12 protein-coding genes and 2 pseudogenes are annotated in these 13,683 nt (G+C 36.9%); 11 read left to right on the plus strand and 3 right to left on the minus strand.

Going from position 1 to position 13,683, the window contains the following annotated elements; all coding sequences use genetic code 11:
* The first annotated feature begins 74 nt into the window (after positions 1–74).
* From H1D32_RS05245 to H1D32_RS05265, 5 genes and pseudogenes are all read left to right on the plus strand, one after another.
* Positions 75–599 (plus strand): TRAP transporter small permease, encoded by a 525-nt coding sequence (locus H1D32_RS05245; protein ID WP_261177157.1) that lies wholly within the window; start codon positions 75–77, stop codon positions 597–599.
* 11 nt (positions 600–610) lie between these two features.
* Positions 611–1,878: pseudogene (locus tag H1D32_RS05250) on the plus strand (TRAP transporter large permease).
* 30 nt (positions 1,879–1,908) lie between these two features.
* The gene (locus tag H1D32_RS05255; RefSeq protein WP_261177158.1) at positions 1,909–2,169 is read left to right on the plus strand and encodes an HPr family phosphocarrier protein; all 261 of its coding nucleotides are present in this window, start codon (positions 1,909–1,911) and stop codon (positions 2,167–2,169) included.
* Positions 2,170–2,327: 158 nt separating this feature from the next.
* On the plus strand, positions 2,328–3,224 hold the full coding sequence (locus H1D32_RS05260) for an AEC family transporter (protein ID WP_261177159.1): 897 nt from the start codon (positions 2,328–2,330) through the stop codon (positions 3,222–3,224).
* 11 nt (positions 3,225–3,235) lie between these two features.
* Positions 3,236–4,231, plus strand: a complete 996-nt coding sequence (locus tag H1D32_RS05265) for a C-terminal binding protein (RefSeq protein ID WP_261177160.1) — start codon at positions 3,236–3,238, stop codon at positions 4,229–4,231.
* Positions 4,232–4,352: 121 nt separating this feature from the next.
* Here the strand turns inward: H1D32_RS05265 and H1D32_RS05270 are convergent, their stop codons facing one another.
* Positions 4,353–5,711 carry a sodium-dependent transporter gene (locus H1D32_RS05270; protein WP_261177161.1) on the minus strand — a complete coding sequence of 453 codons (1,359 nt, stop codon included), beginning with the start codon at positions 5,709–5,711 and terminating at the stop codon, positions 4,353–4,355.
* A 340-nt stretch (positions 5,712–6,051) separates the two neighbouring features.
* Between H1D32_RS05270 and H1D32_RS05275 the strand changes: the two genes are divergently transcribed.
* Positions 6,052–7,260, plus strand: coding sequence for a cell wall-binding repeat-containing protein (locus H1D32_RS05275; protein WP_261177162.1), 1,209 nt, complete (start codon positions 6,052–6,054; stop codon positions 7,258–7,260).
* Between the two features lie 450 nt (positions 7,261–7,710).
* Here the strand turns inward: H1D32_RS05275 and H1D32_RS05280 are convergent.
* Positions 7,711–9,233, minus strand: a pseudogene (locus H1D32_RS05280) (FAD-dependent oxidoreductase).
* 124 nt (positions 9,234–9,357) lie between these two features.
* On the opposite strand from H1D32_RS05280, the gene H1D32_RS05285 reads away from it, so the two are divergent.
* The gene (locus H1D32_RS05285) at positions 9,358–10,122 is read left to right on the plus strand and encodes a Cof-type HAD-IIB family hydrolase (protein WP_261177163.1); all 765 of its coding nucleotides are present in this window, start codon (positions 9,358–9,360) and stop codon (positions 10,120–10,122) included.
* A gap of 688 nt (positions 10,123–10,810) precedes the next feature.
* Here the strand turns inward: H1D32_RS05285 and H1D32_RS05290 are convergent.
* Positions 10,811–11,791, minus strand: a complete 981-nt coding sequence (locus tag H1D32_RS05290; protein WP_261177164.1) for a Gfo/Idh/MocA family protein — start codon at positions 11,789–11,791, stop codon at positions 10,811–10,813.
* A 252-nt stretch (positions 11,792–12,043) separates the two neighbouring features.
* Between H1D32_RS05290 and H1D32_RS05295 the strand changes: the two genes are divergently transcribed.
* The 4 genes from H1D32_RS05295 to H1D32_RS05310 all read left to right on the plus strand — a co-directional run bounded on the left by H1D32_RS05295 (position 12,044) and on the right by H1D32_RS05310 (position 13,677).
* Entirely contained in the window at positions 12,044–12,613 is a 570-nt protein-coding gene (locus H1D32_RS05295; RefSeq protein WP_261177165.1) for a P-loop NTPase family protein, read from the plus strand.
* Positions 12,614–12,735: 122 nt separating this feature from the next.
* The gene (locus H1D32_RS05300; protein WP_261177166.1) at positions 12,736–12,948 is read left to right on the plus strand and encodes a hypothetical protein; all 213 of its coding nucleotides are present in this window, start codon (positions 12,736–12,738) and stop codon (positions 12,946–12,948) included.
* Between the two features lie 105 nt (positions 12,949–13,053).
* Positions 13,054–13,266 carry a hypothetical protein gene (locus tag H1D32_RS05305; protein ID WP_261177167.1) on the plus strand — a complete coding sequence of 71 codons (213 nt, stop codon included), beginning with the start codon at positions 13,054–13,056 and terminating at the stop codon, positions 13,264–13,266.
* Between the two features lie 309 nt (positions 13,267–13,575).
* The gene (locus H1D32_RS05310; protein WP_261177168.1) at positions 13,576–13,677 is read left to right on the plus strand and encodes a YjcZ family sporulation protein; all 102 of its coding nucleotides are present in this window, start codon (positions 13,576–13,578) and stop codon (positions 13,675–13,677) included.
* The last annotated feature ends 6 nt before the right edge of the window (positions 13,678–13,683 follow it).

Raw genomic sequence — 13,683 nt, forward strand, 5'->3', positions numbered from 1 at the left:
ACCTAGGTAAACAGTTTTGCTTTCCTTATGACAAATAGGGGATCTGAAATTTTTCTAAAAAGGAGAGGGAATAGTTGAAAGTACTAAAGTGGTTTGATGATCATACTGAAGAAGTAATTCTCGTTGTTTTTTCAGCAATCATGGTTTCAGTTATCTTTTTACAAGTAATTATGCGATATGTGTTTGATGCTTCCTTATCATGGTCTGAAGAATTAGCACGTTATTGCTTCATTTGGCTCGTTTATATCGGGATTAGTTATGGTGTGAAAAAACAGCGCCATATTAAAGTAGATGTGTTGTTATTGTTATTTAAAGAAAGAGGAAGATTAATCCTTACGATCATTTCAAATATCCTGTTTTTATTCTTCTGCCTATTTGTTATTCGTTATGGAACAGGAATAGCAACAACAATTTTAGAGTTAGGTCAAAAATCTCCAGCGAACCAAATTCCAATGGGCTTTGTCTATCTTGCAGGACCGATTGGTATGGGACTTGCTGCAATTCGCTTAATTCAAAACTTAATCAAGCAATTTAAAGCTTTATTTGGTTTTAGTGAATTGGAAATAAAAACAACACAAGAAAAACTTCAGGAAGAGTAGGGGGCGAGAATATGGTTGCTGCAGTATTATTTATTTCATTTGCATTATTTCTACTACTAAGTGTACCTATCGGGATAGCTCTCGGGCTATCTACACTTGTGACAATTGTTTATTCAGGTTCACTACCTTTGGAATTCTTAGCAAAAGAATTAATTACGTCAGTAGATTCATTTCCGTTAATGGCCGTCCCTTTCTTTATCTTAGCGGGTGAAATTATGGGAAAAGGTGGTATCTCTGAACGCCTCTTCCGTGTTGCAAACTCAATGGTAGGTAATAAAACTGGTGGATTTGCGATTGCTACCATTATTACATGTATGTTTTTCGCTGCAATCTCGGGTTCAGGTCCTGCTACAGTAGCTGCGATTGGGGGAATTATGATCCCAGCGATGGTTCGTCAAGGGTATGACAAGCGATTTGCTACTGCAGTTGTTTGTGCGGCAGGTTCTTTAGGTGTTATTATACCGCCAAGTATTCCAATGGTTATCTACGGAGTAGTTGGAAATGTTTCAATTGCGAATATGTTTATTGCTGGTATTTTACCAGGGTTATTAGTTGGTCTTGCGTTAATTGTTTATGCATACCTACATTCAAAAAGATGGGTTATACAGGATTAGATGAAAAAACTTCATTTAGTAATATCGCTAAGTCTGTGTGGGATGCGAAATGGGCCTTATTAATTCCAGTTATTATTTTAGGTGGAATTTATGGTGGGGTTTTTACACCAACAGAAGCTGCAGTTATTGCAGTTGTTTATGGTTTAGTTGCCGGTTTACTTTTATACCGTGAGTTGAAAATTAAAGACTTACCTAATGTGTTAGCTAGTTCAGCTCTTACTACTGCAACAATTCTTATTATTGTTGGAACAGCGACAGCGTTTGGCAGATTGTTAACGATACAGCAAATTCCAAACCAAGTAGCTCAAGCGATGCTGTCAGTATCAGATAGTCCAATTGTAATTATCTTATTAATTACATTGTTATTACTAATCGTTGGATGCTTCATGGATACATTAGCAGCGATAATAATCTTAACACCAATTTTATTACCAATAGCGATTAACATTGGCTATGATCCAGTTCACTTTGGTATTATTATGGTTTTAAACTTAGCGATTGGTTTTATTACACCACCACTAGGAGTAAACTTATTTGTAGGATCAGGTATTTCAGGCTTATCAATAGAAGCCTTGTCAAAAGCGATTGTACCGTTCTTCTTTGTTATGTTATTTACATTATTTATTGTGATCTTCTTGCCTCAAATTTCGTTGTTCTTCTTGTAGAAAAAATATAAATTGAAGGATTGAGCAGAGATGGAAAAGGAATGTATCAAAGAAATTACCGTGAATATTTCCGAGGATCAAACAATTACTGACTTAAGTAAATCAATTCAACCTCTTGAGTCAGAAATATATTTGAAAAAAATGGTGCGTGGAATGATTGTGGAGGTTAACTTAAAAAGTTTTCTTGGACTAATTACTCTGCAATTGAAAAACGATGATAAGCTTATTATTCGAGCAGTTGGTGAAGATTGTGACCAAGCGGTAGCAGAAATTGAAAAATACTTAACGTAAGCACGAAAAGCGGTGGGGGGTGAAATTCCAACCGCTTTTCTTTTACATTTTAATAAATTCGCTACTAAAATTCACATAGCCCATTAAGGTAATTATGAAATTCACTCATATGAAAAACTATGAAGCAACAAAGGTTGCAAAAGAAAGGAAGGGGCACGTTGCAAATATTTCTACAGGTAGTATTGCCTGTTATTCTAGTGTTTTTAATCGGCTATCTTGTTCAAATTTGGAAACGTCTAGATATTAAGGCAATTTCAACAGTTGCTATTTATGTCATGACACCTTGTTTAGTGTTTAGGGTTTTTTACACGGCAGAGTTAGACATGCAATACTTTTATATGGTCATTTTTTCAATTATTTTGTTAGTAGCTATTATTGTAATAAATGTGGTTTATGCAAAATTAAGAGGCTATTCTCAATCACTTGAGAGTGGATTAATTCTTTCGACTGCCTTTATGAATTCTGGAAATTATGGAGCACCGATCATTTTATTTGCTTACGGAGAAATAGGGTTTGCTTATTCCGTTTCATTCCTTGTCTTACAAGCAATTATCATGAATTTTTTTGGAGTGTATTACGCCGCTCGTGGTAAAGCTACCATTAAGGTTGCCCTTAAATCAGTGTTTGAAATGCCAGCTACTTATGCAGTAATTATTGCTCTTGTGCTCAAAGGGCTCCAGGTAGAGGTGCCAGGGAATTTATTTCAGACCATTGATATTATTGCAGATGCGACAATTCCAACTGTCATGATTATTTTAGGAATGCAACTTGCCAATATTAAGTGGACAAAATTTGAATGGGGCCATATTTCGTTTGGAATTATTGTGAGATTAATTATTTCTCCAATTATTGCCTATTTCATTATTCTTTTATTCCCTTTTGATCCATTGTTAGCAAAGGTGTTGATTGTCTCAGCAGCAATGCCATCTGCTGCAACGATCGTTATGTATGCAGTTCAATTTGATGCAAAACCTAAACTAGTCTCAGCTATTACCTTGATGACGACCATCGTAAGTATTTTTACCATTACCATATTACTGGCTATATTAGGATAGGAGTGAAAAGAATGTTTAAAGTTGTTGTTACTGATTATGAATATAAAAGCCTAGCTCCCGAACAAGAAGTGCTGAATAGAAATGGATTAGAATTAACTATGGCTCAATGTCGAACAGAAGAAGAGGTAATTGAAGCTTGTAAAGACGCCCACGGATTGTTAAACCAATATGCTCCGATTACAAGGAAGGTGATCGAAAACCTTGAGCACTGTAAAGTGATTGCTCGCTATGGGGTAGGTGTCAACACGATTGACATTGATGCAGCAACCGAAAAGGGGATCGTTGTTTGTAACGTTACAGACTATTGTATTGATGAGGTTTCTGATCATGCCTTTGCACTGTTAATGAGTGCAGCTCGTAAAGTCGTAACGTTAAACAGCGCTGTAAAAAAAGGAATATGGGATTTTAACGTCGGAGTCCCTATCTTTCGTTTACGGGGAAGAGTATTAGGTTTAATTGGTTTTGGGCAAATCCCACAATCATTGGCTAAAAAAGCACAAAGCTTTGGCATAAAAGTAATAGCATTTGATCCATTTGTTTCTGAACAAGTAGCTAAACAAGCAAATGTAGAGTTAGTTACTTTAAATGAGCTTTGTAAAGAGGCTGATTTCATTTCTGTTCATGCTCCACTTAATGAACATACTAAGGCGATGATTAGTGATGAACAATTTTCAGTAATGAAAAGGGAAACATTTATTATCAATACAGCAAGAGGTCCTGTCATTGACGAAAAAGCGTTAATTAAGGCGTTACAAGAAGGCACGATTGCTGGGGCGGCCCTAGATGTTGTAGAAGAAGAACCTATAAAACCTGATAATCCGCTTCTGAAGATGGAAAATGTGATTTTGAATCCACATATTGCATGGTACTCAGAAGAGGCTCAAGACGAGTTAAAACGTAAGACAGCACAAAATGTGGCTGATGTATTAAGTGGTTACTTTCCAAAATATATCGTAAACCAATCATTAAAAGAACAGCTAGACCTCAAAGAACAAGCGAATAATTAAGCAATCTAGCCTTAGAAAAGATACCACTAGTACTTTGATACATCTAGGTATTTGAGAAAACAGCCTAATTAAAAAAAACGCCTAAAATTTATGGAAATCATAAGCTTTAGGCGTTTTTATTCTATTCAAATTTAATAATGCCTGTTGAAGCTAAGAAGATAATGAAAATCGCAATCGGAGCGATAAATCGTAATGTAAAGATCCAAGCATGGCCTAATGCAGAGTCTCCAAAGTCTGAAGCTTCCAAGGCATCGGATTTTTTCCAACCCCATCCCATAAATAAGGCGATGATTAAACCTCCAAGTGGTAATAGAATGTTTGATGCGATAAAGTCCATGCTGTCGAGAATATCATTATCGAAAAATCTGATATTCGACCAAATCCCTTGCCCTAAAGACGAGGGAACTCCCATCAGGAAGATGATTGATCCAACAATAATTGAAGCTTTCTTTCTTGACCAGGTAAACTTACGAATAAAATAAGCTACTGCTACTTCTAGTAATGAAACTGCTGATGAAAGAGCAGCTGCAGCTAATAATAAGAAAAATAATAATCCAAATAAAGTACCGAAAGCCATTTGTTCAAAAATGCTAGGCAACGTAATAAATGCAAGTCCTGCTCCTTCATCGGGGCTAATACCGAACGCGAATACTGCAGGGAAAATCATTAATCCAGCTACTAAAGCAAAGAGGGTGTCTAACCCTGCGACACTAACCGCAGCCCCTGGTAACTTTTCTTTTTTTGAAAGGTAACCACCGTACGTGATTAATGCCCCCATCCCAAGACTAAGTGAGAAGAAAGCTTGCCCAAGTGCCGCTAAATAAACCTTAGGTTCTTTTAGCGCACTCCAGTCTGGTGTAAATAAAAACGAAAATGCTTCGCTAGCTCCGCCTAATGATAAACTATATCCAGCAAGAATAATAACTAAAATTGCTAATGATGGCATTAAAATTTTGTTTGAAGCTTCGATACCCTTTTTTACACCTAGGTAAACAATCCCTATCGTCATCGACATAAAAATAAATTGCCATAATAGTGGTTGAAAAGGACTTGAAATAAATCCAACAAAGATACCTACATATTCACTGCTATCTTGAACGGTGAATCCACCTGTTAGGTAACTAAAGAAGTATTTTACTGTCCAACCTGCTACGACACCATAAAAAGATAAAATGATAAATGCTGAGGCTACTCCCATAATACCGGCCACAATCCATGGCTTCCCAGGAGCTAGTTTCTCAAAAGACCCGACAACATCACTTTGTGCTTTCTTTCCAATTGTAAATTCGGCTAAGACTACAGGAATTCCAATGGCTAAAATACAAAGTAGATAAATAACTAAAAACGCTGCGCCACCATTTTCTCCAGTAACATATGAGAAACGCCATATGTTTCCTAAACCTACTGCTGAGCCCATGGCTGCTAAAATAAATCCGATCCGTGAATTCCATTGTTCGCGATTAGAATCTAATTGATTCATGCTTGTTTCCTCCTTTAAAACGTTAAATCGTGTTAGTGATTAGTAATACTATATCATAATTTTCTGATATTTCTATCTTTTTTTTAGTTTCATAATAAAAATTTTTGTTAGGTAGACTTAAATTCAATCATGTATATGGAAGTTAAGTCTTAAGGTATAACTTTCTAATTGACCAATAAAAACTTATGAGAAAACAGCCGTATATAAAGTATTTTTGGAAATAATAAATTAGGTAACGGAAAAACAAAATTTCTCCACAGTTTCTTCAAACTTTCTTCATAAATTGACACTATAGTTATAGTGGTAAAGGGGGAATTGAAATGAAAAAAATACTATTTTAATGATTACCATATTTTCAATTGGAGTTATTGTTGGTTGTTCTGACCATGGAGCAGGTCATGATGAAACCGACTCGAGTAAAGAAGACACGTCTAAACATGAAGTACATAATGGTACTGAGGTAGAGACTGGAAGTTTATTACATCTTAATACCAAAAATGTCACAAGATTGAATAGTAATGATGCATTTGAAGTTTCTGTCATGACTTCACAAATGATTTGGCCAGCTACACACAGTGCTAATCAACCGGGAACAATCATTCTTGCTCCTTTTGAAAATTGGCAACTTGCATTAGCAAGCTTGAATTTGGTTCATCATCCAAATGATGGTCCAGTATTATTTACCGATAATGGCGAAATTCCAGCTCAGGTTATGGCCGAAATCCAAAGACTGCAACCAAAAGGAAATGTCGATGGTACACAAATTATGGTGATGGGTGAATTAAGCGATGGTGAGCTTGATAAGTTGAATGGGTATCAAATTGAATCCATTACAGAAGTAGAGCCAGCGGCTTTTGCTGCTGAAATAGATCATCTATATGGAGAGCTTACGAACAATATTCCAAGTAGTGTGATTATCGGTTCAATGGAGGAGAAAGGGAAGCTTTTTTCAATTCCTGCAGGAAGCTGGATTACTCATATGGATGAGCCAATCCTTTATGTAACTGAAGATGAAATTCCGGAAGCGACAAGTATGGCTTTACAAAAAAGAAATGGGAAAGCTGCTATTTATGTAGTTGGCCCAGAGAGTGTTATCTCAAATACGGTAGTTGAACAACTAGGGGCGTACGGCAAAGTTATCCGAATTGCTGGTGAAACCCCGGAGCAAGTTTCAATTGAATTTGCAAAATATCGAGATCATGAAACAAATTTTGGGTGGAATGTGGTTAGTCCAGGTCACGGTTTAGTCATGTTATCAACAGAATTTCCAGAGTTAGCGATTACTGCGGCACCTTTTGCACACCTAGGAAAACATGCACCAATGGTTTGGTTACCTGATGGGGAATTCTCTGAAGAAATGCATAATTATTTAGCTGACTTAAAACCAACGTTTGTAAATGAACCAACGGAAGGTCCATATAACCACGCCTATTTAATAGGTGGAGAAAACCTAGTTCCGTTTAAAGTTCAAGGATTTATCGATGAAATGCTAGAAATTGTACCTGCTGATGGTGAAGGCCATGGTGGACATGGTAGTCATGGTCATTAATTAGAAAAACGGCTGTTGAGGAAGTCTCAACAGACGTTTTTCTATACTGTGTTTGCATTATGACATAGCCAAGCTTGCTTGGCTTTTCACGAGTAGTGTGTGCGCAATGACAAATTCATTTGCCCTCGTCATCATCTTCTACAGGACCTAATTTTACATTTTTCAGGTAATTTAGGGTAACGCCCGGCGCCTTCCGCCTTCCGCTGTCTAGCTCCACCACCCAGCCCCTCGAGGTCAATAACCTTAAAGGAAAAAAGTGAAAGAGCGCACTTTTTCCTTTAAGGTTATTTGCTAGTCGGGGCTAACCGGGTGGTTCCGCTTTTCATGTCTAGCTCCAGGCGCCATCGGCTCGAGGTCAAATAACCTGCCAGATATAAAAGTGAAGAGCGCACTTTTAATCTGACAGAACATTTGCCTATCGCCGATAAGCAGGCGCCTTCCGCTTTTCGATTAATAATCGACTTTTTTTAGTGCTAACTCTGTAGGTCCTTCAATGATATCACCGTCGATTGAGTAGCGTGAACCGTGACATGGACAATCCCAAGATTTTTCTCCATCATTCCATTCAACTTCACAGCCTAAGTGTTTGCAGGTCGCATCAACCACGTGAAGTTGGCCGTCTTCATCTCGGTAAGCACCACATTTTTGACCGTTAACTTGACGTGAGCACCTTCTCCTACAGCAATTTCTTCAAGTTGTTTAAAGTTCATGCCAATTTTGCCTTTAATAAGCTGATACGCTACATCTGCATTATGCTCAATGAACCTTTTAATGTCAGGGTCGGCATGGAAACGAGAAGGAGAGTAAAGCTCCGCATAAGGATTTGTCCCTCGGGTAATTAGATCAGAAAGGATCATTCCAGCTGCAGTACCATTAGTCATTCCCCACTTGCGATATCCTGTTGCTATATAAATATTTTCGGAACTAGATGTAAAATGTCCGATATAAGGCAGTTTATCGAGTGTATAGATATCTTGAGCTGACCAACGGGAATGGATATCGGTTAGACCTAAGACTTCCCTTCCGAAATTGGCAAGGGCTTCATAATGTTTCATTGTATTAATTCCATGTCCTGTTTTATGACCTTCTCCTCCTAGAAGTAGTAAAGTCTCATTTCCACTAGGCGTGGAACGAACAGACCGTGTTGGTGTTTCAGCGCTAAGATACATTCCACCAGGGTATGGTTCATGACTCTTCACGGCAACAACATAAGATCTTTCTTGATACATTTTTGAAAAATAAAATCCTGCTGCATCGTAAAAAGGATAGTGTGAGCAACAGATTACTTGTTTACTTGTTAACTTTTTCCCGTCTCGAGTAGTTACTAGAGGGTTAGCGCCTTCCTCGATATTCACAGCGGTAGTATTCTCAAAAATTTGTCCACCATTGTTAATAATAGACTCTACGAGAGGTACTAGATATTTAGTGGGTGAAACTGTGCTTGCGCTTCCATAACAAGTGCTTTCTTCATTGGTAATGATGTAAGTGGCATTTTTTCGACTAGTTTCCCCGGATTTGGAGTTTTTCATATGCCTTAGCTTCTTTTTCAAGCTTACTAAATTCCTTTTCAGAATTTGTATAGATATAAGCATCGTGTTCTTCAAAATCACATTGAATATTCAGTTGTTCGATTGTGTTTTTAATGAAGGCACGGGCGCTGTCAGAAGCGCTATAGTACATCTTTGCCTTTTCTTCTCCGAAATGGTTGATAAATTCATCATAAATAATTCCGTGTTGAGCGGTAACTTTGCAGTTGTATGCCCTGTCGTTCCATTTAGAATTGAACCTGCTTCAATAAGAGTGACTTTTACGCCTTGTGAAGATAGTAAATAACCTGCTGTAATCCCTGTAATTCCTCCACCGATAATTGTGACATCAGTCATGATATCTTCAGCTAAGCTTTTAAAACTCGGTAATTTTAAATCCTTGCGCCAATATGGTTCTGGAAATTGAGGCCATTTTATAGTTGTCATTTGTTTTCCTCCAATACATATGATACAAACCTATTTTTTCCAAAAAGGAAAATAATTATGATTGGAATTATGAAGAGCTAACCTTTACAATAGAAGAATACTTTAAAAAGTGAGGTAATTAATAATGATTTTCTTTGATATAGATGGAACTTTATTGAATGAAGACAAGGAGATACCTAGTTCAACGAAAGAGGCAATTGTAGAGTTAAAGAAAGCTGGCCATCAAATTGCCATTGCAACCGGAAGAGCTCCTTTTATGTTTGAAGACTTGCGGGAGGAGTTAGGGATTGATACGTATGTGTCGTTTAATGGACAGTATGTTGTAGTTGGTGGGGAAGTAATTTATAAAAATCCGTTACACAGAGAAACGTTAAAATCGCTCCTTGAATTTGCAGGGGAAAATGAGCATAGTCTAGTGTTTATGGATCATGAAAATATGCGAGCAAGTACTGAGTATGATCCGTTTATTGAAGAAAGCTTTGGGACCTTAAAATTTATACATCCTGAACATGACCAAACCTACATGGAGAACCGAGAAATCTATCAGACACTGTTATTTTGTAGGGATGATATGGAAAAAACATATATTGATAATTTTAATAAATTTCAATTTGTACGCTGGCATCCAGTTTCAACAGATATTCTACCGGCCGGAGGGTCTAAAGCAAATGGAATTGAAAAGATAATAACTCATCTAGGCATTGATAAAAGTCTTGTTTACGCATTTGGTGATGGCCTAAATGATATTGAGATGCTAACCTTTGTTGAGAATAGTGTTGCAATGGGTAATGCTCATGATGAAGTGAAGAAAGTTGCCAAGCATGTGACAAAACATGTAAATGAGGATGGAATTTTACATGGACTCCAGTTAGTTGGGTTATTGAAGTAGTAGAGTTCATTAACTGTAAAAAAAGCTTGGTTATATATAACGGGATCAGTTTCCTGTCGCAAAACCCGAAAATGCAATCGAAAATGTAGCCCAATTTGTAGGGTCTTTTGTATCTGTTTTTGCAACCAAAAAAGAGGCTCAGTTCACTATTCTGAGCCTTTTTGGTTGCCTGTTGAATCCCCAAAAAATCTTTTGCTCCTTCCCCAACCATAAAAGAACGGAACCAGATGAGGGAATCAGCAGGGGTTCATAAATAAGCGGAGAAATTTCCCATATTTAAAAAATAGCACTAAAAATAGCTTAAATAGACGGAATAATTCCGACTATTTACTCAAAAAACGCGAAAATGGTTGATTTTGCTTCGCTTAACCGGAAAATCTCCGCTTATTTCACCTGAACCAAACTCTATCTGCAACTTAACCGGAAAATCTACGGTTATTTTAAATTTTTTGTAAGGTAAATTGTATATCAACTTGAGGCTAAAATTGTGGGGGTACAACAGCCATTGTACCCCTACATTCTAGAATGCATTTCACTATACAAATTTTTATGTTATCCCTACCCAAATGGCTTTACACCAATAAAAATTGAGTGTAAATTTGCACTCATTTTGACTTGCATTTTTAATGTTTGTGATAGGATACGGAACCCATTAGGTTATTTACCAAGCTTTTCGTACGGTTGCTATCTAAAGTTTTTGCCAATCATTGTGCTGAGGATGGCGTAATGCTTCTAATACTAACTGAGCGCTATAACCGCTAGTAAAGTTATAAACTTCGGCTTCTTCACCGCGAATTGCTTTTACAAATTCATTCATTAAATTTTTGCCATTTCCAGAATGAATAGGAAGCTCAGCTAAATCATTTCCGCTTTTTGCGCCTAATAATTGTCGCCAATTTCGGAGCATGACGGTCCCGTCTGTCCCGTAAGCGGCAAATTCTAGATGTTCTTCACCACCTATATTGCTTAAACCATCAATGAGAATGGAAATTCCACTTTCTAATTTCATTTCAGCAATAATCCCATTTTCGCAAAGTGTTGGATCATCAGGGAACTGTAACTGAGAGCGTACCTCTTTAATAGACCCAAAAATTCGCTGTATTGCTTGGATCCAGTGAACGCCAACCTCTAAAACATAGCCACCCTGTTCACGGCTAGCAACCCAGTCGCTTTGTTGCCAAAGTCTTGGCCAATGAGGAAAGTGCATCTTTAAATTAATGCGACGGAGTTCTCCGATGTACCCTTCGTTAATTAATGCTTCAAATTGTTGCAAACTTGCTTGATAGTTTAACGGGAAATGCATGGCGTGTACAAGATCTGTTTGCTCAACAGCAGCTAGCATATGTGCAGCTTCCTCCACAGAGTTAGCTAAAGGTTTCTCGCATAAAATATGTTTCCCTGCTTTTGCAGCAGCTAGGACGATTTCCTCGTGGTATTTTGGTGGTACCGCAACATAAACTGCATCAATTTCTTTTACAGCGATGAGTTCTTGATAGTTTGTAAAAATCTTATTGACTGAATAGGTTTCAGCCATCTCCTTTAAGCGAGTCTCATTTGTATCACAAAACCCAGCAACAACGATTTCGTCCTGACCGTTAAATTGCTGCATCAATCGTTCTCCAATCGCTCCTAAACCAATAATGCCAATTTGTATAACGTTGTTTGACATATATTTCACCCCTTTTTAAAGCTTATTTTATCTTTTTACGATTTGTTTTACTAGTAAAGTACTTTTTTTCGAGTCGTCGCGCAAATAAAAAATAAGGCAACCTAGAATTGGACAATTATAAGAAAATTCAACTGTTGAGATCAATAAGACTAACTGTTTTGAAATAAATGATAAAATTCTAAAAAAAGTTGGAGACTTTTTCCATTTAACAAGGTAAACTAGTTATCTGAAAAGCTTGTAGGAGGTCTAGATATGAAGCGAATAATGGTCATTGGTGTTTCAGCTGGTGCTGGAAAGTCAACATTAGCAAGAGAGATTAGTTCAACTTTGGGCATTGATGTTTATCACTTAGATTGTCTCTATTGGCGCCCCGGTTGGGTTGAAAGTCCAATAGAGGAATTTAGATCAGCGCAACAAGAAATTATTGCAAAGGATAAGTGGATTATCGAAGGGAATTATGGGAGTACCTTTATGGTCCGATCAGAGCGTGCAGATACGATGGTCTACATCGAATTCCCTCTGTATGTATGTTTTTATCGAGTCGTGAAACGCTGGCTGACAAACTTAGGTAAAAATAGACCTGACATGGCTGATGGATGTCCAGAAAAATTAGATTGGAAGTTTATTAAATTTATTGCGACCACTTATCATGAAAGAAAGAAAACGATGGAAGATAGGCTTAAGACTTTTCAGGCTTTAGACAGTGGGAAACAGGTTTTCATTTTAAGAAATAATAAGCAAATAAGAGCTTTTTTAAAGGCAATTAAAGAAAAATATGAACATACAAATTTTAGCGAGGAAAATGTAAATAAGAATTCTTAATGACAAAATAAGTAACATTGTTGTTAAAGAAAGCAAAAAGCGATATAGTGCTTATAGGGGTATTTTCAAGGGATTGAGAACTACATATACCATTACTAACTACTTAATAAGGAGACAGTGAAATGCGAAAAACTTTAGCAATGGCTTTTCTTGTTTTAGTAATTGCCTTAGTAGGCTGTGGAACAGAAGAAGAGAACAAAGAAAATGGTAGTAACGAAGAGTTACAATTTGTTCAAGCACAGTTTGATCTGGCCCTTCCAGATACAAACGGTAACATGGTAACAGTCATGCCAAATGAAAAAACAATCTATGCTTATTTCACAGGAGTTGGCTGACAAGTTTGTATTAATCAGCTAGTTGAGCTGAATAATAATATTGATAAGTTACCTGGAGTTAAATTATATGCAATCAGCCTTTCTACACCGGAAGAGCACAAACTTATGAAGGATACATTTAAGCTTGATCATTTTGAGGTCCTAACAGATTATCAAGGTGAATTTGGTGAAACGTTTGGGTTTATTGATGTGACAGAAAGTAAGGTTTACCGTGGCTATCTAGGTGTAAATCCTGAAACGACAAATATCACTCGTGAAATTGATTATTTAATCGGTGAAAACATCAAAACTGTCATTAAAGTTATGGAAGAACTATAATAAAATAAAAAAACTCATCAGACAATCATGTCTAGATGAGTTTTTTTTTATATTCAATGTTGCTATTTTAATGAATTTCATAATTCGCAATTGTCGCTACTAAGTTCTAAATGTAGTTGCGGAAAACCCATTCGTAACTACATTTAGATTGGTATAGCTTGGTTAAGGTAATTATGATATTCACACAGTTAGAAGAAATACTAAAACTTTTTAGAAAATGAATAAAACGTCTAAGCACATTTATTTAGCTGTGAATATAGTAATCTAAGTGGTGCAAACCACAATAATGACAAAGGAGTGTATGTGAACATGTCTCATGCTCATGGATTCGGCTCAGGATTTGCGTTAATCGTTGTGTTGTTTATCCTTTTAGTAATTATCGGGGCTTCTTATGTAGGCTACGGTTACTAAAAGACC

This window comes from Anaerobacillus sp. CMMVII, assembly GCF_025377685.1.
Classification (GTDB): domain Bacteria; phylum Bacillota; class Bacilli; order Bacillales; family Anaerobacillaceae; genus Anaerobacillus.